This is a genomic window from Streptomyces sp. NPDC030840 (assembly GCF_055572015.1).
In genome coordinates this window covers 1-21,020 of sequence record NZ_JBVIEE010000021.1, presented here as the reverse complement: position 1 = coordinate 21,020, position 21,020 = coordinate 1, and the positions used below count along the sequence as shown (strand labels likewise).

At 69.4% G+C, this 21,020-nt stretch carries 17 protein-coding genes, 1 tRNA gene and 2 pseudogenes; 11 read left to right on the top strand and 9 right to left on the bottom strand.

Translation table 11 applies throughout. From position 1 onward, the window contains the following. Positions 1-65: 65 nt before the first annotated feature. A complete protein-coding gene (locus tag ACZ49J_RS33790) occupies positions 66-590 on the bottom strand; it encodes a peptidase inhibitor family I36 protein (protein WP_467454318.1) in 525 nt (174 codons plus the stop codon). Positions 591-946: 356 nt separating this feature from the next. On the opposite strand from ACZ49J_RS33790, the gene ACZ49J_RS33785 reads away from it, so the two are divergent. The 6 genes from ACZ49J_RS33785 to ACZ49J_RS33760 all read left to right on the top strand — a co-directional run bounded on the left by ACZ49J_RS33785 (position 947) and on the right by ACZ49J_RS33760 (position 7,938). Then, a complete protein-coding gene (locus ACZ49J_RS33785; RefSeq protein WP_467454480.1) occupies positions 947-1,273 on the top strand; it encodes a hypothetical protein in 327 nt (108 codons plus the stop codon). After that, positions 1,183-1,548, top strand: a complete 366-nt coding sequence (locus ACZ49J_RS33780) for a tyrosine-type recombinase/integrase (RefSeq protein ID WP_467454470.1) — start codon at positions 1,183-1,185, stop codon at positions 1,546-1,548. Before ACZ49J_RS33785 ends, ACZ49J_RS33780 begins: the two co-directional genes overlap by 91 nt. A gap of 904 nt (positions 1,549-2,452) precedes the next feature. After that, positions 2,453-3,097: an RNA polymerase sigma factor gene (locus ACZ49J_RS33775; RefSeq protein ID WP_467454316.1), complete on the top strand. Its 645-nt coding sequence runs from the start codon at positions 2,453-2,455 to the stop codon at positions 3,095-3,097. After that, positions 3,094-4,173 (top strand): CU044_5270 family protein, encoded by a 1,080-nt coding sequence (locus ACZ49J_RS33770; protein WP_467454314.1) that lies wholly within the window; start codon positions 3,094-3,096, stop codon positions 4,171-4,173. The genes ACZ49J_RS33775 and ACZ49J_RS33770 overlap by 4 nt, the downstream gene beginning before the upstream one ends. Then, positions 4,174-7,548 carry a S8 family peptidase gene (locus ACZ49J_RS33765; RefSeq protein ID WP_467454313.1) on the top strand — a complete coding sequence of 1,125 codons (3,375 nt, stop codon included), beginning with the start codon at positions 4,174-4,176 and terminating at the stop codon, positions 7,546-7,548. 120 nt (positions 7,549-7,668) lie between these two features. Beyond that, positions 7,669-7,938 carry a hypothetical protein gene (locus ACZ49J_RS33760; protein ID WP_467454311.1) on the top strand — a complete coding sequence of 90 codons (270 nt, stop codon included), beginning with the start codon at positions 7,669-7,671 and terminating at the stop codon, positions 7,936-7,938. 286 nt (positions 7,939-8,224) lie between these two features. Here ACZ49J_RS33760 and ACZ49J_RS33755 read toward each other — a convergent pair whose 3' ends face one another. Beyond that, positions 8,225-8,791 carry a Uma2 family endonuclease gene (locus tag ACZ49J_RS33755; protein ID WP_467454309.1) on the bottom strand — a complete coding sequence of 189 codons (567 nt, stop codon included), beginning with the start codon at positions 8,789-8,791 and terminating at the stop codon, positions 8,225-8,227. Between ACZ49J_RS33755 and ACZ49J_RS33750 the strand changes: the two genes are divergently transcribed. Then, positions 8,756-8,986 (top strand): hypothetical protein, encoded by a 231-nt coding sequence (locus tag ACZ49J_RS33750; protein ID WP_467454479.1) that lies wholly within the window; start codon positions 8,756-8,758, stop codon positions 8,984-8,986. The genes ACZ49J_RS33755 and ACZ49J_RS33750 overlap by 36 nt on opposite strands. A 238-nt stretch (positions 8,987-9,224) precedes the next feature. On the opposite strand, the gene ACZ49J_RS33745 is transcribed toward ACZ49J_RS33750, so the two are convergent. The 3 genes and pseudogenes from ACZ49J_RS33745 to ACZ49J_RS33735 all read right to left on the bottom strand — a co-directional run bounded on the left by ACZ49J_RS33745 (position 9,225) and on the right by ACZ49J_RS33735 (position 10,796). Continuing rightward, the gene (locus tag ACZ49J_RS33745; RefSeq protein ID WP_467454307.1) at positions 9,225-9,455 is read right to left on the bottom strand and encodes a tautomerase family protein; all 231 of its coding nucleotides are present in this window, start codon (positions 9,453-9,455) and stop codon (positions 9,225-9,227) included. Between the two features lie 208 nt (positions 9,456-9,663). Beyond that, positions 9,664-9,774, bottom strand: a pseudogene (locus ACZ49J_RS33740) (oxidoreductase); the annotation flags it as partial. Between the two features lie 239 nt (positions 9,775-10,013). Further along, the gene (locus tag ACZ49J_RS33735; RefSeq protein WP_467454306.1) at positions 10,014-10,796 is read right to left on the bottom strand and encodes an SDR family oxidoreductase; all 783 of its coding nucleotides are present in this window, start codon (positions 10,794-10,796) and stop codon (positions 10,014-10,016) included. A 157-nt stretch (positions 10,797-10,953) separates the two neighbouring features. Here ACZ49J_RS33735 and ACZ49J_RS33730 point away from each other — a divergent pair, with 157 nt between their 5' ends. From ACZ49J_RS33730 to ACZ49J_RS33715, 4 genes and pseudogenes are all read left to right on the top strand, one after another. Next, a complete protein-coding gene (locus tag ACZ49J_RS33730; RefSeq protein WP_467454304.1) occupies positions 10,954-11,844 on the top strand; it encodes a helix-turn-helix transcriptional regulator in 891 nt (296 codons plus the stop codon). Further along, positions 11,841-12,616 (top strand): annotated as a pseudogene (locus tag ACZ49J_RS33725) (IS5 family transposase). The gene ACZ49J_RS33730 and the pseudogene ACZ49J_RS33725 overlap by 4 nt, the downstream one beginning before the upstream one ends. 74 nt (positions 12,617-12,690) lie before the next feature. Beyond that, positions 12,691-13,452 carry a maleylpyruvate isomerase family mycothiol-dependent enzyme gene (locus ACZ49J_RS33720; protein WP_467454303.1) on the top strand — a complete coding sequence of 254 codons (762 nt, stop codon included), beginning with the start codon at positions 12,691-12,693 and terminating at the stop codon, positions 13,450-13,452. Positions 13,453-13,850: 398 nt separating this feature from the next. Continuing rightward, positions 13,851-14,378, top strand: a complete 528-nt coding sequence (locus tag ACZ49J_RS33715) for an SMI1/KNR4 family protein (RefSeq protein WP_467454301.1) — start codon at positions 13,851-13,853, stop codon at positions 14,376-14,378. A 1,026-nt stretch (positions 14,379-15,404) separates the two neighbouring features. On the opposite strand, the gene ACZ49J_RS33710 is transcribed toward ACZ49J_RS33715, so the two are convergent. The 4 genes from ACZ49J_RS33710 to ACZ49J_RS33695 all read right to left on the bottom strand — a co-directional run. Beyond that, positions 15,405-15,477: transfer RNA gene (locus ACZ49J_RS33710), tRNA-Arg, on the bottom strand. 426 nt (positions 15,478-15,903) lie between these two features. After that, on the bottom strand, positions 15,904-18,534 hold the full coding sequence (locus ACZ49J_RS33705) for an RICIN domain-containing protein (RefSeq protein ID WP_467454300.1): 2,631 nt from the start codon (positions 18,532-18,534) through the stop codon (positions 15,904-15,906). A gap of 416 nt (positions 18,535-18,950) precedes the next feature. After that, a complete protein-coding gene (locus tag ACZ49J_RS33700; protein ID WP_467454299.1) occupies positions 18,951-20,057 on the bottom strand; it encodes a ricin-type beta-trefoil lectin domain protein in 1,107 nt (368 codons plus the stop codon). A 395-nt stretch (positions 20,058-20,452) separates the two neighbouring features. Continuing rightward, on the bottom strand, positions 20,453-21,020 hold a 568-nt coding region (locus tag ACZ49J_RS33695; protein ID WP_467454298.1), incomplete at its 5' end, for a ricin-type beta-trefoil lectin domain protein.

Sequence of the window (21,020 nt, the reverse complement as noted above, 5' to 3'; positions counted from 1 at the left end):
CTTCAGGAACGGCGGTGCGTGTGAGGGTGACGAGGTCGCAACGGTGGGCCCCGTCACACCTTCGGTCAATTGCAGGCATCCACCCATGCGACCGGCGTCCAGTCGCCGACGCGGTCCTCCGAGTAGGCACCTGGCGTGGTGTAGATCAGTGAGTCAACCGAGTCATACATCCGCGCCCTGGTCCCGCTGGATTGGTTGTTGCTCCACGACCCGTCTCCCACCCAGGGAACGGAGAAGAAGTCGTCGCAGTCCTCCTGCCGCAGAACCTCGCCCCTGAAGTTCGTGCCGGAGTACGCACAGAAGGTGTAGTAGGCACAGGAGGCTGGCGCCTGGACGTTCGCGGGCCGCCGTGGCTCATCGAGGTCGCGTGCGCTGCCCTCACCGGGCAGTGGCAGCAGCAGTTCGGTGCCATTGGGCAGGCTTATCTCGTTGGCCGCGGTCTGAACGCCGCCGAACTCGGCTAACCGGGCGTCGACACGCTCCTGCAGTTCTCTGGTCTGCGAGCTGTCCAGCCCAGCGGCGCGTGCTTGCGCGGCGAAACGATTCTCGGCGTTGCCCGAGGCGTCGGCCGCCGTGACGGTACTGACCATGACAGCGGCCATGAGGCCGGCCGCAGCGGCCAGGCGAGAGTGTCGGAAGTGCATAGCATGCGTCCCCTTCATCAGCTCATGTGGCATACCAGCCGGGTTTGGCGCCAGCGGCCGTCCGTTGGTGCCTCATGGAAGTTAAGAGAACGCTTGGTCAGCGGGACAGACTTGTTTCCGGACATATCCGATGTGAACTGTGTCCTCTAGCAGCGTGAGCGTGAGCGTGAAGCCGGGAGCGGCATGCTGTCACCTTGGTCTCATTGGGAGTCACGCCCGCTCGCCCTCGACGCACTACTAGATGTCAGAGCACACGGGGGACTGCCCCGGGTACAAGATCCGAGGAGGATCTTCAGTGGAGCTTGCGGTTCTCATCCCCGAAGAGCGACAGCGGCGCCCGCACGATCCGGCTCGACAGTCAGACCCACCAACTCCTGCTGTTCTGGCGGCGACGTCAGCAGACCGAGCGTGTTGAGTGGGAGGAGAAGCACCGCAGGAACCCGAAGAAGTACGGGCCTTACATCGACTCAGGTCGCGTCTTCACCAGGGAGGACGGGCGCCCGTACGACCCGGAGTATCTCTCCCAGATCTTCAACCGCTGGTTCAGAAACTCGATCTGCCGCCGATCCGGCTGCACGACCTGCGTCACTGCGCCGCGACGCTGTCCCTCGCCGCTGGCATCCACATGAAGACGATCCAGGTCATGCTCGGGCATTCCTCGTACAAGCTCACCGCCGACACGTACACCAGCGTCCTGCCCCAGCTCGAGCTGGAGGCCGCCGACGCGCCTGTGGCGATCGTCCCGCGTAAGGCGAAGCCGCAGGAGCCAACGGATGGGGAGCAGCCGCAGGGGCCCCGCGCAGTCCCGAAGGTGGAGGGTGTCGCTGGGGCGGTGCCTGAGGTCGCCTCTGGCCCCGCTGCGGGCTCCGACGTGCCCGACGTCCCCGATGGGGCCGCCGCCTAGCAGCGTGTCCACGTTCTGTCCCCGCACACATGAAAACGCCCCCTCCGGAGATCATTCCGGAGGGGGCGTTCGATGCTTCGTGCCTGGTCAGGCGCAGTGCCCCCGGCAGGATTCGAACCTGCGACACCCGCTGCAGGAGTTCGATCAACGCCCGCCCCTTGGGCCGTCGTCGGTAGGTCCGACGGTCGTCCGAAGATGTTGCTGTATGCCGCCGTCCGGCCCTGTCGATGTCAGAGTTGGGTGTCAGGGAAACAGCTTCGATGCTGGGCAGACCTCCAACGGATCGCCTGGCCGGTCCGCCTACTGCCACTACATGTGCACCGCCACGAAGTCCGGCAGGTCCGTCGGCCGTCGTCGTCCTGCCGGGCGAGCACCGGGCCGCGCGACAACAGGGGCTGTTGCACTGGGGACAGGGCAAAGCATCGTCGGGCAAGGGAGATCTGTTCCGGGCGCGTCTGGATGGCTTGTGCCTGGACCGGCGCGATCGTCAGCCCGAGGCCCTGGCCCCGTCGGTTCTCGGCCGCTCCGGTCCGCACGTGTTGCGGCCCGTGGGCGAGCAGCTCTGCCGAAGCCCGGGCCTGGTTTGCGTACGACGACAACGGCGCCGTTCACCGTCGGTGAGACCGGTGCCCGCCCGTGCCGGTGGGCGTTGCCGGATCAGCCTGTTCCGCGCCCGCGTTCGGCCTCGACACCTCCAACAGATTCTCGACCGGCCTGCGCACCCCCGGACCGGGCCCCGCATCAGGTCGGGCGTCTTGCTTTCGGGCCTCGCAGCCTGAGCGGTGCGCGGCTGAGCGGCTGCCATGTCCACCGAGTCCTCGTGTGGTCACCGCCCCGGTGACCTGTACGACGGCTGTGACGTGTCTCACTGGAACTCGCCCGCACCGTAACGTCAGTTCATGACGTGACCACAGATATGCGAACCCGGGTGCGAAACGGAGATCCGGACGCCTTCGCGGAACTCTTCGACGAGTGCGCCCGCGCGGTGTACAACCACGCCTTCCGGCTGACCGCCGACTGGTCCCTGGCCGAGGACGTGATGTCGACGACCTTCATGGAGGCGTGGCGGCGCCGGGCCTCGGTCGAGGCCGAAGGTGCTTCGCTGCGGCCGTGGCTGCTGGGCATCGCCACCAACGTCGCCCGCTCCCACCACCGCAGCAACCGCCGCTACCGCAACGCGGCGAGCGCCGCGGCCGCCGCGCACGCCGCCGAGGAACGGGTCGAGGACCACGCCGAGGAGACCGCAGGACGCCTGGACGACCGGCGCCGCATCAACGCCACGCTCGCCGCCCTCAGCCTGCTCAAGCGCCCCGAGCGTGAGGTCCTGACGCTGTGCCTGTGGGAGGGGATGGAGTACGCCGGGGCGGCTCGCGCCCTGGGCATCCCGGTCGGCACCGTCCGCTCCCGCCTCTCCCGCGCCCGCGCCAAGCTGCGCAAGCTCACCGACGCGCAACTGCTCGGAGAAAAACGGGAACCCACCCGCACGAACCGGCAGATAACAGGTGATCGCGGATACGCGGTCCGGTCCGCACAGGAAGGAAACCGATGAACGCCAGCCCCTCCCACCGGCCCCACCCGGCCGAGTGGACGGAGACGCAGAGTCTGCTGCCCTCCGCCGAGCGGGATCTGCCGGCGGGCCGCCACCAGTTCCACAAGGAGCAGATGATGGCCCGGATCCACGAAGACCTCCGCACTTCCTCCCGTACGTCCGCTACCTCTCCGGTCGCGCCCGTGAAGCGCTCCAACCCGTTCCTGCGCCGTACGATCCTCCTGCCCGCCGCGGCCTTCACCCTGGCCGGCGCGGTCGTGGGCGGCCTCGCACTCACCGGCGGCGGGACCGACGGCGGCAAGACCGCCCTGGCCACCGGCCCCGCACTGACCACCAGCATCGGCGTCGCCGACCCCAAGGGCGCCCCCCAGCTCCTCGAACGCATCTCCCTGGCCGCCGCCGACACCTCCGCGCCCACCCCGCGCAAGGGCCAGTACATCTACATCGCCTCGAAGGTGGCCGACACCTACATCAAGACCGAGGGCGACAAGAGCGAGGTGGTCAGCGACGAGCTGCACTCCCGCCAGGTCTGGAACTCCCTCGACGGCAGGGACGGCTGGCTGATCGAGGCCGGCAAGACGAGCGACAAGGGCATCACCCTGAAGGGCGACACCCCGTTCACCGGCGCCTACAACGCCCTGGCCGAGCTGCCGACCGACCCCGACACGCTGCTCCAGCAGATCTACCGCGAGTCGGACGCCGTCCGGGACCCCGAAGTCCCGCGCGACCAGGCCGCCTTCGTCGCGATCGGCGATCTGCTGTTCGAGAGCTACCCGCCCGCCGAGGTCGGCGCCGCCCTCTACAAGGCTGCGGCCAAGATCCCCGGCGTCGTCGCGGTGAACGACGCGGTCGACGCCACGGGCCGGCACGGGGTCGCGATCGCGCGGGAGAACGACGGCGACCGCATCGAGTGGATCTTCGACAAGAAGACGCTGCGGCTCCTCGGCCAGCGCATCGTGGTGGTCAAGGCCACGGCGGACAATCCCCTCAAGGTCGGTACCGTCACGCACACCAGCGCGATCACCGAGCGCGCGGTCGTCGACGCCAACAAGCAGCTCCCCGGGCAGGCGAGCTGAATGCGCGACAGAACCACAAGCGCCTCGCTGGCCGCCCTGCTGGTGGCGGGGCTGATGACGGGCGTCTCGGTGGCGGCCACGGGCTCCGGCCTCGGCGTACGGACGCAGGACACCGCCACCGTCGCGGCGCCCGGCGGCTCCGCCCTCGGCGCGCGGACCGCGGGCTCCGCCTCCGCGGCCGGCCGGTACGTCACCCTCCTCACCGGCGACCGGGTCCGGCTGGACCCCCGGGGCCGGGTGACGGGCGTACGGCGGGCACCGGGCCGTGAGCACGTCCCGGTGTCCGTGCGCGGCGTCGGGGGCGATCAGTACGTCGTTCCCGCCGACGCAGCCGCCCTGATCGGCCAAGGCGTCCTGGACATGCGGCTGTTCGATGTCAGCGGCCTGACACGGGCCGGCTACGACGACACCCGGCGGGGCACGCTTCCGCTGATCGTGTCGTACGAGGGCAAGTCCGCCCAGCGCAGGAGCACACAGAAGTCGCTGGTCGCGGACGCGGACGCCACCGTGCGCCGGGAGCTTCCCAGCGTGGCGGGCGCCGCGATCACCGTCCCCAAGGCCGGGGCCGACGACATGTGGCAGGCCCTCACCGAGGAGCAGGGAGTCGCGCGGGTCTGGCTGGACGGCCGGTTCAAGGCGCCGGCGGACATGGACGGCGCAAGGGCCGGGGAGGCGGGCGGCGGCGTCGCGCAGATCGGCGCCCCGGCCGCCTGGGCGGCCGGATACGACGGCAAGGGCGTCAAGGTCGCCGTCCTCGACACCGGCGTCGACACCACACACCCGGACCTCGCCTCGGCGGTGACGGTGTCGAAGGACTTCACCAGCAGTGGCAGCACCGACGACAAGGTCGGCCACGGCACGCATGTCGCAGCGACGCTGGCGGGCTCGGGCGCACGGTCCGACGGCCGGTACAAGGGCGTCGCGCCCGGTGCCGGGATCCTCAACGCCAAGGTGCTGGACGACAGCGGCGAGGGCAGCGACTCCGGCGTCATCGCCGGCCTGGAGTGGGCCGCCGGGCAGGGCGCCAGGGTGGCCAACCTCAGCCTGGGCCAGGACGACACCCCGGGGGAGGACCCGGTCGAGGCGGCGGTGAACGCCCTCTCGAAGAGCACCGGCATGCTCACCGTCGCCGCGGCCGGCAACGAGGGCCCCGACGCGGGAACCGTCGGCTCCCCGGGGGCCGCGGAATCGGCGCTCACCGTGGGCGCCGTCGACGGCGAGGACCGGCTCGCCGACTTCTCCAGCACCGGCCCGACCGCCGACAACGCGCTGAAACCGGACCTCACGGCACCGGGCGTGGACATCGTCTCGGCGAAGGCGGCGCACGGCTACCTGGGCGACCCGGCGGCCGACGGCTATGTCTCCATGTCCGGTACGTCGATGGCGACACCACATGCCGCGGGGGCGGCCGCGATCCTCGCCCAGCGGCACCCCGACTGGACCGGCGCACGGATCAAGCAGGCGCTCACCGCGTCCACCACCCCGACCACCGGCGCGACCGGCTACCAGCAGGGGACGGGCCGGCTCGACGTGTCCCGGGCACTTCAGGGGGCGGTGGCGAGCGAACAGACCTCCGTGTCCTTCGGCAAGCAGCTGTGGCCCCACACCGACGACCGGCCGGTCACCCGGCACATCACCTACCGCAACGACGGCGACCACCCCGTCACCCTCGACCTGACGGCCACCGCGACCGGCCCCGGAGGCAGCACGGCCCCCGAAGGCATGTTCACGCTGAGCACCACACGGCTCACCGTCCCGGCGGGCGGCACCGCCGGCGTCGACCTCACCGCGGACACCCGCGTCGAGGCGGTCGACGGCGCCTACTCGGGCACGCTGGTCGCCACCGCGCGGAACGGCGCCGACCCCGCTGCCGTACGGACCGCCTTCGGCGTCGTACGCGAGGCCGAGTCATACGACCTCACCCTGAAGTTCCTCGACCGCGGCGGCAAGCCCGTGAGCGCTCCGCTGACCGAGATCCTCGGGTACTCGGGCACCTACTGGACCACGAACCTCAAGGACTCCGAGCAGATCTCCAAGGGCGTGTACCGGGTGCGGGTCCCGCGCGGCGACTACGTCGTGGACACCGTGATGGACGACGCCAGGGGCACCTCCGCGCTGGTCCGGCCGCGGCTCTCGCTGACCGGGGACACCACGGTCGTCTTCGACGCGCGCAAGGCGAAGCCGGTCCGGATCACCGCGCCGCAGGGCGCGAAGATGTCCGACGGCCAGCTCAACCTCGCCGTGGGCACCGGGGACACCGGGAGCGAACCGCACAACAGCACCCTGTTCTGGGGAACGTTCAAGAACCTCCGCACCGCGACCCTGGGACCGACCGCCCCGGCCGGGAGGCTCAGCACGCAGCTCGGCGGCCTGTGGCAGAAGGGCAGCACCACCTACCACCTGCTCCACAACCTGCCCGACCGCTTCCCCACCGGCTATCGGCACACCACGCGCATGAGCGAACTCGCCCTGCTGAGGCGCAACTTCGGCTCGTCCGTCGCCCACCGCAAGGGCATTGTCAACGTCCTGTGGAGCGGTCCCACCCTGTCGCTGGGCACGGTGAGCGACCCCTTCCCGCTGCCGACGACCGCGAAGATCTACGTCACCACGCCCAAGGGCTTCAAGTGGACGGCCAACCTGGGCCAGCGAAACGCCTCCGGAGACGACGAGGACGTCTTCTACGGCACGGAGAGCACGAGGTCGTACCAAGCGGGCCGGACCTACGCGGCGACGTACAACGTCGGCGTCTTCAGCCCGATAACCGGCGGCCCGTACGGCGCACAGCGCGACGGCGACACCCTCGACCTGTGCGTCCCCGACCTCGCCGACGGGAGCGGACACCCCGCATCCTCCACAGCGAAACGCCACACCACGGTGACCGCGGACGGCACCACCCTTCTCGACAACGACGGCGACCTCTGCCAGACCGTGGAGAAGCTCCCGTCCGTCCCGGCCCGCTACACGATCCGAACGAACCTGACCCGCCCGCCAGGAGTGGCCACGACCACGAGCCGCCTGACAGCGGCCTGGACCTTCACGTCCAGCCCGTCCGAATCCGGCTCCCTGCCCCTCTCCACGGTCCGCTTCCACCCGAAGCTGACCCCGACCGGCACGGCCCCCGCAGGCCGCCGCACCACGATCCCCCTCTCCCTCCAGGGCCCGGCGGCCACCGACCTGAAATCCCTGACGGTGAAGGTCTCCTACGACGCGGGCGAGACCTGGTCCCCCGCCCCGGTGACCACCACCCACGGCAAAAGGACCCTCACCCTGACCCACCCGGAAAACGCCCGCTCGGTCTCCCTCAAATCCACCCTGACCGACACCACCGGCAACACCTACGCGGTGACGATCCTGGAGGCATACCTCCTGACCTGACGTGGTCCAGACACTCCTCGACGCGGTCACGCATCATCCGGAGCACTTCGCCGCTGCCGACCGAGACACACGTTTTCGTCGAGACGCAGAGGCGCGCAACTGCGGCGGAGGGACGACTGGGTGAAGGCTCGGAAGGCTGCGGGTGTCACGGCCGAGTTGCACTTCCACGCCCTTCGGCACACGGGCAACACGCTCGCCTCGACGGCGGGAGCCAGCACCCGGGAGTTGATGACGCGCAGGGGCCACGGCAGCTCCCGAGCCGCGCTGATCCACCAGCACATGACCAGCGACCGGGACCGGGCCATCGCCGACCGGCTTGGGGCCATGATCCGGGGCGGCGGGGGAGTGGCCGGCCCCGAGCCCTCTGAAAAGGATCGGGCGGGCTCGTAGTGGCATGGATGTGGCACGGCGCCTGAAACGGCCAAGGGCCAGCCTTGGAGGAAACCCCTCCTGAGCTGGCCCTTCTGTCTGTGCCCCCGGCAGGATTCGAACCTGCGACACCCGCTTCAGGAGTGGGATCGCTTCCTTGCCGGGTGGTGCCTGGTGCTGCCGCGCTTCGCTGTTTCCCCTGGTCAGAAACGCGCGGCGAGGCACTCGACCCGGCTCATGCCGCCCTGTATCGGACCGTCCGCGCACGCATCGCTCACGCGCTGCCGGCTGCTGAGCAGCGCGTGGGTCAGATCTGGCCGAGGTCGATCTCCACCGGGAAGGGGGCCGCTGCCTTGAGGACGCCGGTGAAGACGTCTCCGTCCCGATCAGTCTTCGTCGTGGGGTCGAGAACGTAGGTGTACACGAGAGGGACGCCTGTCGCGGCCTGCTCGATCCGCCAGTAGAAGCCGATGCCTGCCTTGGCGTACTGGTCGACCTTCACGATCCGGTCGGTGATCTCCGAGCCCGGCGACACCACCTCCGCGACCAGCAGCACGTGCTCAGGGCGGGTCGGGGTGATGTCGATCGTGTCTGCGCGGTACACGACGACGTCCGGGCGGGGATTGGTGAGCGGGACGTCCTGAAGCCGGACATCGAAGCCCGTGTCGGCGTTCCACTCCGGGCCTGCGGCGGCATCCAGGGCGTTCGCGAGAATCCGCGCCAGTCGGTTGTGCAGCTTGGACGGGCTCGGACTCACGACGACCATCCCGTCCACGATCTTGATACCGGCGCACTGCTCCTCGGACCAGGACTCGTACACCTCCGCCGTGATCTGCTCATGCATCCACGCCGGGGCCACCATCTCGACCGTCATGAAGCACCTCCCGGACGCCGTGCCGCGGGCCCGAAGTTCTTCGAGCTGAAGCCTCGTTCTCCTGGCCTGCTCGAAGAGGTCACGCCGGCCGCGGTGAAATACGTCGCCGATCTGGTGAAGGTCCCGGCGACCGACTTTGAGAAGTACACGCTGGTCGGCCGGACTGCCGAATACCACCGCAAGCAGATCCGCTAGACGCTGAGGTTCCGGCCGTCGACGGTCGCGGACGAGATGGCGCTGGCCGAGTGGCCGGCTGCGGAGGTCTGCCCGGTCGTGCTGATAGAGGACCGGCAGCGCGAGGCCCTGCTGTTGGAGTGCCGGGCGCGGAAGATCGGGCCGCCAGGTGGTTGCCTACTCGGGTCGAGGGCCGCCGGGCACGATCGGCGGCCCTCGGTTTCAAGGTGTTGTCTTGGCCGAATGACGGCCGGTGATGTCAGGCGTCGCCGGTGTCGGTCGTTGTCGCCTCACCGAGCATGGCCAGGGTAAGCACATTGCCGGCGATGCCCCAGCCGCCGTCGGCGACCTCTTCGACCAGAACCATCGTGTTGTTGCGGGCGCGCTCGCCGTAGATCTCGACGTACAGCTCGGTCGTGCGGGTGACGATCTCCTCCTTCTGCTTCGGGGTGAGGGTCTTCTCGGGGACCTTGAAGTTCGCGAAAGGCATGGCTGGTTGTTCCTTCTCTCAGTGGGGCGCTACAAGGGGAGGTACAGGGAGCTGCCTGCGGTGAGCAGGCTGTCCGGTCCGATGCGGCGGAAGAAGCCGACGCGGACGCGGTGTACGACCGCGGAGACGACTTCGCTGCCGTCTCGGCTGGGTCGTACAGGCCCGCGAGTTGCTCGGCGGCGAACGCCTCGGCGGCGCCCAGGCCCATGTGTCCGGCGTTGTGTACGACCGCGTCCAGCCGGCCGCGCTCGGCGAGGATCCGGTCGACTGCGGCGTCAGCGGAGTCCTGGGAGGTGACGTCCAGATCGGCGGCGTGCACGGCGACCTGGTGGTCGGCCGTAGCGCGCCGATTCGGCTACCGCGGTCGCGTTACGGGTCGCGGTTGGCGGATGCCCGCGTACACGGTGTGACCGGCCAGGGCCAGAGCACGCAGGACCGCGCCCCGATGCCGCTGAAGGCCCCAGTGACCAGGATGACCTTTGCGGTGTCGTCGTTCCTCATGACAGGTCTTTCGTTATGACAGGGTCTTTCGTCGAACGATGGGAAGCTGCGGGCGGTTCAGATGATTCCGCCGTTGGCGCGGACGACCTGTCCGTTGACCCAGTGGCCGGCCGGGGAGGCCAGGAACGCGACGACCTCGGCGATGTCGGCCGGGGTACCAAGTCGCTCCAGCGGGGGCTGGGCGGCCAGACGGGCGATGGTCTGCTCGTCCTTGCCGTCCAGGAACAGGTCGGTGGCCGTGGGGCCCGGCGCGACGGCGTTGGCGGTGACGTCCCGGCCCCGCAGCTCCCGGGCCAGGATCAGCGTCAGTGCCTCGACCGCACCCTTGCTGGCGGAGTACGCGCCGTAGTTCGGGAAGGCCAGCCCCACCACGGACGTGGAGAACGTCACAATCGCACCGCCGCGGCGCACTCGACGGGCGGCCTGCTGGACGACGACGAACGTGCCGCGAATGTTGGTGCGGTGCAGGTCGTCCAGGACGGCCAGGTCCAGCTCGGCGATCGGCGCCATGTGTGCCCGCCCGGCCGCGTGCACGACGACGTCGACACCGCCGAACTCTGCCTCGGCCGCGTCGAACAGAGCCTCGACGGCGTGTTCGTCGGCGACGTCGGCGCGCACCGCGATCGCCCGGACACCGCCGGTGACGGCCTCCTTCACGGCGGCTTCGGCCTCGTCCTGGTTGCCGGCATAGCCGACCACGACGGCGTACCCGTCGGCGGCCAACCGGCCGACGGCCTGGCGGCCGATGCCGCGCGAGCCGCCGGTGACGATCGCGACACGGGGGGAGGCGGAGGGCCGGGCCGATGCAGCGGTCCCGTCGAGGGAAGTGGAAATAGGCATGACTGACTCCTGTGGTGGATGCGATCAGGCCGCGGTCTCGCCGACGCCCTGCTGCGTCCTCCACGATCGGCCGGGCCTCCACTCCTGGCCAGGGCTGCGTTTACCCAGGGGATGCCACCCCCTGGCTACGGCTCGGCGCGCGAGCGACCATGAAGCGGTGAACCTTCCAGAACTCGGCGCCTTCCTCAGGACACGCCGCGACCGCATCCGCCCCGCCGAGGTCGGTCTTCCCCAAGGCCCGCGCCGGCGCGTCCCCGGGCTGCGCCGCGAGGAGGTCGCCCAGTTGGCAGGGCTGTCGGCCGACTACTACACGGAGTTGGAACGCGGCAGCGCAAAGAACGGCGTGCAGCCCTCGGCCCAGACCCTGGTCGCCCTCGCCCGAGCCCTGCGCCTGAACGGCGACGAGCGCGACCACCTGTTTCACCTGGCCGAACGGCCGGTCCCCCCATCAGCACACGGACCGTCGGCACACGTGCAGCCCGCGCTTCTCGGACTGTTGGACCGGCTGTCCAACACCCCCGCGCGCGTCATCACCGACCTGCACGAAACCCTGGTGGAAAACGACCTGGCCCGGAACCTGCTCGGCAGGTCCCCGGCACACCACGGTCCGACGGCAAGCTTCGTGTACCGCTGGTTCACTGATCCGCAGGCGCGCGAGAGGTACCCGCCCGAGGATCACCCGCACCACTCCCGGGTGTTCGTGGCCGACCTCCAGGCAGCGGCTGCCCGCCGTGGCCGGGACGCGGAGGTCACCAAGATGGTCGCCGTACTGCGCCGCCGTAGTCAGGAGTTCGCAGCCCTCTGGGACAGCCACGACGTCGCGGTGCGCCGCAAGGACCACAAGAAGATCGTCCACCCCACGCTCGGCATCATCGAACTCGACTGCTACAACCTGCTCAGTGAGGACGGACGCCAACGCCTGCTGTGGTTCACCGCGCCGCCCGGAAGCCGGGGAGCCGAGCAGCTGGAACTGCTGTCCGTCATAGGAACCCAGGACCTGAGCGTCACCGAGGAAACGGCACCGGAGGGGGTGTCCGCGGCGGAATAAGGAAGGCAGCGCTGACCCGCGCCTCCGAGGACGCCAGGTTCAGGTATCCGGGGCGGAAGCCGTTGCCGGACCGGGAGGTGCTGTGCGGAATTCTGTACGTCCTACACACCGGCATCCAGTGGGAACATCTTCCTCAGCAGCTGGGGTTCGGCTCGGGCATGACATGTTGGCGTCGGCTGAGGCACTGGAACGAGGCCGGCGTGTGGCAGCGACTGCACGAAGTGCTCCTGGCCGAGCTCAACGCGGCCGCTCGACTGGACTGGTCGAGGTGTGTGGTCGACTCCTCGCACGTCAGGGCGCTAAGAAGGGGGCTCCACACGGACCCGTTGCCGGTCGACCGGGGCCGGGCCGGGTCGAAGCACCACGTGATCACCGACGGTCACGGCACTCCGCTCGCTGTCCTGCTGACCGGCGACAACTGCAACGACGTCACCCAGCTCCTGCCCTTGCTCGACGCCGCCCCGCCCGTGCACGGCCGCGTCGGACACCCCCGACGCAGACCCGACTCGCTGTTCGCCGACCGGCTACGACCACGACGTCTACCGGGACCAGGTCCGCGCCCGCGGCACCGTCCCCAGCTATCGCCCGACGCGGAACCCTGCATGGCACCGGCCTGGGCACCTACCGGTGGGTGGTCGAGCGCACGATCGCCTGGCTCCACGGCTTCCGCCGGCTCCGCATTTGCTGGGAAAGACGAGCCGACATCCACGAAGCCTTCCTCAAGCTCGCCTGCTGCCTCATCACCCATCGCCAACTCAGATCATTGTGTTAACCCCTGCAACTTCCGCAGCTGATGGCCTGGAAAATACGGTGCGGTTGGCTGAACTGGGGTGATAGGTAGGCGATGTGACAGAGAGTCTTAGGTATTCCACCCTGCTGCAACTGATCGACGAGCGGTCGGCCGCGTTCCGGAGTGCGGTTGCCGCCGCGCCCAGCCTTGACGAGCCGGTGCCGTCCTGCCCCGAGTGGACGTTGTCCGATCTGGTGCAGCACCTGGGTACGGGCCAGCGTTGGTGGGCCGCGATCGTGGCCGCGGGCCCGGCCGAGGCTCCGCCGGCCAAGGACGCCGCGGAGGCGCCGCGCGAGCTCGAGGCGCTGCTGGCCTGGTACGCCGAGTCGACCGACCTGCTGCTGAGTGCGCTGCGCAAGGCCGGCCCGGAGCGCGAGTGCTGGACGTGGTGGAGCGCTGGCGTGTCGCCGGCGAATGCCTGGGGCGTTGCCCGGCGCCGGGTGCACGAGGTGCTGGTGCACACCTACGACGCCCAGCTCGCCGCAGGCGCCGTGCAGCCGATGCCGGCCGACCTCGCGATCGACGGCGTGGCCGAGTTCCTCGACACCTGCAACTCCACCCCGGCGGCCTGGCCACACAAGGCCGCCACCATCCACTACCACGCCACCGAGGGCCGCTCCTGGCTCCTCGCGCTGGACGGCACCGGCGCCTGGCCCGCACCCCTCACGGACGACGCCGCGCCCGCCTCCGCTTCGGCCACGGGCACGGCCGAGCAGCTGCTCCTCTTCGTCTGGGGCCGCCTCACGCTGAGCGACCTGCACATCGAGGGTGACAAGCAGGTCTTCGAGCACCTGATCGCCTGGGAGCCCGAGGAGTAGCCAGTCGATACCGCCAGCGGACGGCCTCGATGACGTCCGCGTGGATGAACATCGCGAACAACTCCGTCTCAGCACGGCAGATGGCCAGTACAGCCTCGTACAGCCCGGGCCTGACCGCCTCCCGCAGCACTGCCGACTCAGCCAGGAAGGGGATGTGGCGGCCACGACCAGGCTTTCTGTCAGGTGCTCTAAGCCGTGAAGCCGACCGCCCCAGCCGCGACGTAGCCCTTCTCTGGCGTCAGGCGGCTGATTGCTGTCTCGGTTGATGGTTGACACTTCGGTCCCAGCTGATGATTGGCAGGCTGCCCCGGAAGGACATTGGTCAGGGGTGGGTAGTTGAACAGGCAAGGCGTCCTATGTGCAGCCTCAGTGACAGTGGTGATCGCTAGCCTGTCCTCGTGATGCCTATCGATGATCGGCGGGTCCCTGCCGCCCTCGCTGCCGCTTTGGCGCTCCCGTTCGACTACAACGACGGTAATGGCGTCGACTTCGAGCCTTTTCCGGCTTTTCTGTCTGCCGAAGAGACCACCGACTGGTTTCGGTCCTGGACAGGCAACACGGAGCTGGATGGCGACAACTTCCGTGTGTTCGGCCAGGACGGCTCGGGTGGATATGCAGCGTTCTGGCTCATCCGCCCGAACCACCCGCTCGTCCATCAGCCTGTGGTCTTCCTTGGGTCCGAGGGTGAGACCGGTGTCGTGGCGCGTGACCTGGGAGCCTTCCTGTGGCTGCTGGCTGGCGGATACGGCCCCTGGGAAGCGGCCACCTCATACGAGCCCGACTGGACCCCGCGCCACAACCAGGAACTGGCGGCTGTCGCCGAAAGATTCGCGGCCGACTGTAAGCAGTCGCCGACTGCCGTTGTCGAGCAGGCGACACGGGAGTTCCCGGACTTCGATGACTCCATTATGGAGCTCTGCCGCTGACCGGACTCGTACACGGCCGTGCCTGCTCCGCTGCAACCTAGGTGTCCCGGGCCTCGGGCTTGAAGTCGTTTGCGCAGGCTGGAAGTTCGGTGCCCTGACGGTGCGCGGGAGGCAAGAAGAGCGCAGGTCGGATCGTCCACGTGATGCGGGTGCTGCTGTGGCTGATCGTCACGGTGGACGGTTCGGAGCGTAACCGACCGGTGGTGCCACCCCGCCTCCGGCGTGGGCCACCGCCGAGCTGCTCACCGATGCCATCGGCACCGCTGCTGCCAAGCAGCTCTCGGGCCGCACTGATCTACCAGCACATGACCAGTGACCGGGACCGGGCCATCGCAGACCGCCTTGGAGCCATGATCCGGGGTGGTGGGGGTGGCGGCCCCGGCAGGGGACGCGCGAGGGGCCGTATTAGTTGCGCGGTACATGCGAATGCCCCGCCGTGGGGGTGCGCGGGGCATTCGGTTTGCATGCGTACGGGCCCTGTGGGTGGGCGCGTCAGGGCCGCGGCCAACCGTAGGTGACGAATAAATAACGATACAACCGGTCATTCGGTGGCTGTGTTACGCACCGCATACTTGACTAGACCAGTAGAACCCACGATCTAAAGGATCAAACACCTTTGTCAGACGGCGCGTGGGTGGCGACTGCTGTCGCTGCTCTGGGCGCGTGCGGCTTTGTAGTGCACGCTGCCCTAGACGCAATCCCTCCTCTGTCCAAGAAGGCTCAGCGGGCAATCCGCTCGCTGCGCAGCCTTCGCGACACATGGAAGGGGGATGATCGAAAGTCGTGCGACTAACTGAACATCCAGAAGACTCGCGGGCTCCTCGCTGACCGAGGTGAGATCGAGAGCGAGTCGTAGAGCTGGCCCGATCGCTGATCGTGCAGAGGGCCGAGCGCAGCGGCCAAACGCCTCACCGTTACCTCGGTCGGGTATGGCATCGGCGTTAGCGGCACGCGTGTGGCACGGCGCCTGGAACAACAAAGGGCCAGCCTGGGAGAAAACCTCCCCCGAGCTGGCCCTTTCTTCTGTGCCCCCGGCAGGATTCGAACCTGCGACACCCGCTTTAGGAGAGCGGTGCTCTATCCCCTGAGCTACGAAGGCGGGGCCTTGTGGAAAACGTGGCTGAATACTCTGAGTGACCATTCGCCGCGGTCTCGACAAGGGTGCGACCGCCACCGAGGTGGCGGTCCCTGACAGGGTAGCGGATCGGGGTGGTGGGATGGGCTGAGGGTGATGCTCAGCCTGTTCGCGATCGGCCGGGTGTGTCGGCGCCGTTGCTGAGGTCGGTGGCCTCTGTGTCCGTGTCCGTGCAGGTGGGGTCCTCTTTGTAGCGGGCGGTGCTGGTGGCGTTCTGGGCGAGGAGGAAGCCGAGGACGACGAGGCTTTGGGCCTCGGCGCCGAAGGAGCCCGCCCGGTGCTGCCCGGTGCTGCCCGGTGCTGCCCGACCGCACCGCCTCGCAGGGAGGTCCCTGAGCCCAGGTGGGGCCGCGGGCCGTTCCGGCTGAGGCCCCACCAAGGGTGTGTGGGTCAGGACGGGTCGCCGTACTGGAGGCCGCGTCCGTTGGTGCCGATGTAGACGCGGCCGAAGGTGTCGGGGTCGCCGGTGATGACGCCCGAGCTGCCGATGGCGCCCCACTGGTGGGCGTCGTCGTTGACGCGGACCCAGGTGGCGCCCTGGTCGGTGGAGCGGAAGACCCCGGTGACGTCCTTGACGGTGCCGATCAGGTACAGGGCCTGGTAGCTGGTGCCCGGCTCGGCCTTGCCGAAGCCGAGGGCCGAGGCGGACTTCACCGCCTTGAGGGTGGTGAAGGTGCGGCCGCCGTCGGTGGAGTGCAGCAGCCCGTTGCCACCGCCCGCGATCCACAGGTCGCCGGCGATGCCGGGGACTGCCTTGAGTCGGCCGTCGGCGGGCAGGTTGGTGGCGCGGGCGGAGAAGGTCGCGCCGCCGTCGGTGCTGGCGTAGAGCGTGCCTTTGGACAGCGAGTAGAAGGTCCTGGCCGAGGAGCGGTCGGCGACGACCACGGCTTCGGCGCCCAGGCCGCTGACCCTCGACCAGCTCGCGCCCTTGTCGGTCGAGCGGTACGGGGCCTGGCCGGCCTGGGTCCAGATGATGGCGGAGCCGTCCGCCGCGAGCGCGACGTGGCCGTCCTGTGCACTGGCCACCGGCTCCGTCCTGAAGCCGGTCCAGCTGGTGCCGCCGTCGGTGGAGTAGGCACCGTCCTTGTCGCCGCCGCGGCCGACGCGGACCATGATCGAGGGCTTGGACTGGGCGAAGTCGATGTCGGTGCTGTTGGTCATCATCGGGTTCTTCAGTCGCCCGGCGGGCACCTTGGTCAGGGAGTCGTGGCGGAAGCCGCCCTGGTCGCCCATGGCGGTGACGACGGTGGCGCCCCCGGGCGGGGCGATCGCGTCCAGCAGCGCGGTCTCCTCCAGCCCGCGGGCGCCGGAGGACCAGTGGCTGGTGCCGCCGCTGTCGGAGGCGCCTGCGTCCTTGCTGCGCCAGATGCCGTTGCCGGTGCCGTACAGCACGTGCCCGGAGTCGAAGGGATCGATGGCCAGAGCGGTCATCCAGTGCCCGGTGTGGTCGCCGACGTAGGGAGCGGCGGAGGCGTCGCGCACCGACTTGTCGGACAGCGCCTTCCACGTCGCGCCGCCGTCGGTGCTGCGGTAGATCTCGTCCTCGGGCCACCAGCGGCCGAGGGTGGTGACCATCACCGTGGAGGGCTTGCGCGGGTCGACGGCCAGACCGGAGAACCCGTAGTCGCCCTGGGACGGGGAGATGTTCTTCCACGCCCCGCGGTCCGGCGTGTACTTCCACACCGAGCCGGCCGTCACGCCGTTGGGTCCGAGGTTGTTGGTGTACGTCAGGTACAGCGCGCCGTCACCGGAGAGCACGCCGTGCTGCGGCAGCCGGCCGGTGGGCTGCCCGGAGACGGCCCGCCAGGTGTTGCCCCCGTCGGTGGAGCGGTACAGGGAGGTGGATCTGTCGTTGACGCCGACGTAGATCGTCTTGCTGCCGGGCGGGCCGTACGTCACGAAGGAGATGCCCGCACCCGTGCCGGCCCCGTCCTTCACGGGGAACGAGGAGACCTGCCGCCATGTCTCGCCGTAGTCGGTGCTGCGCCACAGGCCGTTCTTGCGGGTGCCCAGCAGCAGGGTTCTGTTGTCCGCGGGGTCGATCACGAGCCGTTCGCCCGCGCCGCGGCCGTCCTCGTTGGCGCCCAGCTTGAAGGGCAGATCGGTGCGCTCGAAGGTGCGGCCCTGGTCGGTGGAGCGCAGGATCGCGCCGTTGCCCGCCCAGTCGTTGGTGTAGGTGCCCGCCCCGAGGTAGAGCCGCTTGGGGTCGACGGGGTCGGTGGCCACCGAGTCGATACCGAGCAGGTTCCAGTCCTTCTCGCCGACCCAGTCGGTCAGCGGGATCCACTGCTCGGCCCCGGTGTCCCAGCGGTAGGCGCCGCCCATGTCGGTGCGCGCGTACAGCAGGCCCTTCTCCTTCTGGTTGAACACCAGCCCGGTGACGTAACCGCCGCCCACCACCTGGGCGTTCTTCCACGCGTACGGTCCGGCCGCGGCAGTCCGGGGCTCGGTCACCTTCACCAGCTTCCACTGCTGGTTGGTGCCGCCGTGGCCCGGATACTGGATGACCGCCGCGCCCTGGGCGGTGGTGCCTCCCGAGACGTCCAGGACCAGGCCGCTCCTGCGGGAGGTGAAGGTGACCGCGTCCGAGCCGTTCACCGCGTCGATCCGCCACTCCTGGGAAGTGGAGGAGCTGTCGGTCTGCTGCTCGGCCGCGGCCGCCCGGGCGGTCGAGTTGCCCGCTATGCCCAGCACTTTTCCGCTGTTGCGGTTGACGAGTTCGTAGTAGCCGTCCCCGGCGTCCTTCAGACGCCACTGCTGGTTGGCCGTGTTCTGGTCGGTGTACTGCTGGATACGGGTTCCGTCGGCGGTGGAGAAGTTCATGACGTCCAGTACCTTGCCGCTGCGCGCGGAGACCAGCCGGTAGTAGGCGTCGCCGTCGACCGTCGTCGCGGCCTGCGAGTCCTCCTGCGCGAACAGGAGATACGGCACGAGGACGGCGGGCACGCCGAGCAGCAGACCGGTGGCGGTCCAGCGGCGGCGGTGACGCCCGCGGCGCCCGCCGTTCGTGGAGTTGTTCATGGAGGGCTTTGCTCCTTGCACGCTGTTCAACAGTGGAAAGCGGATCCGGCCACCGGAACTGGCCGGATCCGCTTCCTTGTTGCCACAGACCACGCGCAGGGTTGCCGCGAGCCGGTTTTTTCAGTCACCTCCTGGCGCGATAGGCGCTGAAGGCGGTCCATGGCCGAGGAGTTGACGGCCAAGGAGTTGACGGCCGAGGAGTTGGCGGCCGAGGAGTTGCCGATGCGTTCGAGTAGCGCGTATGTCTTGACGCCAACCGCGGCGGCGGCGAGGGCCGCCGCCCCGGATGGCTGTCCTGACGCCGGGCGGCACGGATGCGTCCGGTGCCGCCCCGGCGGTCTTCCGGTGGTCATCCGGTGCCGCCCCGGCGGTCTTCCGGTGGTCATCCGGTGCCGCCCCCGGCGGTCATCCGGTGGTCATCCGGCGGCCAGAGTGGTCCACTTCTGGTTGGAGCCGCCGTTGCAGTCCCACAGGTGGAGCTGTGTGCCGTCGGCCGTGGAGGAGCCCGGGACATCCAGGCAGCGTCCTGAGGCGGGGTTGCGGTAGCCGCCGTTGTAGGGCTCCCAGACCTGGTTGGCGCCGCCGTGGCAGGACCAGATCTGTACCTTGGTGCCGTTGGCGGTGCCCCAGCCGGCGGCGTCGAGGCACTTGCCCATGGAGCGCAGAGTGCCGTCGGTGTACGCGGACCAGTACTGGTTGGCGCCGTCGCCGCAGCTCCAGGTCTGGACGGCGGTCCCGTCGGCGGTGCCGGCGCCGTTGACGTCCAGGCACTTGCCGGCGATGCCGGACCGCACGCGGGCGGGGGCGGGGGCCGGGTTCCTCACCCATCCCGCGCTGTCCGCGGCCTGGACGCCGCGGTGGAAGGCGTCGGCCATCTTCCGGTAGCCCGCGTCGTTCGGGTGCAGGGTGTCGGCCAGGTCGGCAGTGGTCAGGCTGCTCATGTCGACGTATGCGACGCGCTTGCCCGCGGCCTGCGCCTCGCTCACGATCTGTGGGATGGCCTGGTTGTACGCGGCTCGGTACCGCTCCTCCGTGGCGCTGGTGGACACGACCAGGGAGGCCACGAGGACGGTCGCGTCGGGGGCGGCGGCGGTGATCTGGCCGACCAGGGACTTCAGCCGGGCGGTGGCGGTGGAGACCTGGTAGGATCTGTCGAGGTCGTTGGTGCCGATGTGCAGCGTCACGACATTGGGCCGGTAGCGGGTGAGCGAGGCGTCGGCGAGTGCGGCGATCTGGTCGATGCGGTATCCCGAGTGGCCCTGGTTGTCGGGGTCGGACATCGAGCCGCCCCGCAACGTGCCCACGAAGTCCAGCGGATGGCCGTCGGCCGCGAGCTTGTCCCACAACGGTGCCCGGTAGCCGTTGCCCGTACTGCTTCCCACGCCCCAGGTGATCGAGTCGCCCAACGGCATGACCCGCAAAGGAGTGTCGGAGGCGGGGAAGGCGGGGGCCACTCCTGCCGCTGTCACCCCGAGCACGGCGGCGACAAGCGTGATCAGGGGGCGAACCCAGGACTTTCTCATGGAGTTCCCTCTCTCTTGCGAGTGATTGCTGCATCAGCGGGGCTGATCGCCGTACGGGTCAGGAGCTCGGCCGCAGTGCCTTCTGTGGGCGTCGACGACCACGTGCTGGCGACCGCCTGACGTACTGGCGAACGGCGCGACGTACTGGCGAACGGCGCGAGTGGAGAGCTTCTGCGCTGTCTGTGAGCGGCGACGGGCGAGATCACCGAGTGGCCGTCGATACACCACCTCGGCAGACGTGTCCTGGCACGGGAGCGCCCGGCCGGTGACTGCGCCGATGGACTCGAAAGTCCCGCTCCCGGTACGGGAAGGGCAGTCCCCGCAGCCTGGCGTGCTGTCGTGGGACCGCCCTCGACCGATCGGGCGTCTCCGTGCGCCGCGGTAGGGGTGGCGGGTTACGGGAGCGTGGTCCACTTCTGGTTGTTCTGGCCGTTGCAGGTCCACAGGATGACCCGGGTCCCGTTGGTGGTGGCGGCTCCGTTGACGTCGAGGCACAGACCAGCGTGGACGTTGCGGATCGATCCGTCGGCCTGCGTGGTCCACTTCTGGTTGTTCTGGCCGTTGCAGGGCCAGATGACGACCGGCGTGCCGTTGGTGGTGCCCTGGCCGGATGCGTCCAGGCACTTGTCGCCGTAGACGCGGATCTCGCCGCCGGCCCATGTGGTCCACAGCTGGTTGGCGGCGGTGTGGCAGTCCCAGATCAGCGTCGCCGTCCCGGCCGCGGTGGAGGAACGGTCCACGTCCAGGCAGCGGCCGGACCCGGTACCGCGCAAACGTGCGGTCGTCGAGGCCAGCGGGCTCCCGCCGGTCATCCTGAACACGGCCACGCCGTGCGCGGGGACGCTCGCGGAGATCTGGCCGGAGGTGTTCGACGTGCCGCCGGTCCACAGGTCGGTGAGGGTGAACGGGCCGCCGGTCAGGCCGACTTGTGCGGCCGTGGTGGTGACCGTCGCGGTGCCGGCT

What these genes read in the sequence shown, in the direction of transcription:
- ACZ49J_RS33790 (WP_467454318.1), bottom strand. Translation starts at nt 590, where the DNA reads ATGGTCAGTACCGTCACGGCGGCCGACGCCTCGGGCAACGCCGAGAAT.
- ACZ49J_RS33770 (WP_467454314.1), top strand. Translation starts at nt 3,094, where the DNA reads ATGAACGCCAGCCCCTCCCACCGGCCCCACCCGGCCGAGTGGACGGAG.
- ACZ49J_RS33765 (WP_467454313.1), top strand. Translation starts at nt 4,174, where the DNA reads ATGCGCGACAGAACCACAAGCGCCTCGCTGGCCGCCCTGCTGGTGGCG.
- ACZ49J_RS33750 (WP_467454479.1), top strand. Translation starts at nt 8,756, where the DNA reads ATGCATCCACGCCGGGGCCACCATCTCGACCGTCATGAAGCACCTCCC.
- ACZ49J_RS33755 (WP_467454309.1), bottom strand. Translation starts at nt 8,791, where the DNA reads ATGACGGTCGAGATGGTGGCCCCGGCGTGGATGCATGAGCAGATCACG.
- ACZ49J_RS33745 (WP_467454307.1), bottom strand. Translation starts at nt 9,455, where the DNA reads ATGCCTTTCGCGAACTTCAAGGTCCCCGAGAAGACCCTCACCCCGAAG.
- ACZ49J_RS33735 (WP_467454306.1), bottom strand. Translation starts at nt 10,796, where the DNA reads ATGCCTATTTCCACTTCCCTCGACGGGACCGCTGCATCGGCCCGGCCC.
- ACZ49J_RS33705 (WP_467454300.1), bottom strand. Translation starts at nt 18,534, where the DNA reads ATGAACAACTCCACGAACGGCGGGCGCCGCGGGCGTCACCGCCGCCGC.
- ACZ49J_RS33700 (WP_467454299.1), bottom strand. Translation starts at nt 20,057, where the DNA reads ATGAGAAAGTCCTGGGTTCGCCCCCTGATCACGCTTGTCGCCGCCGTG.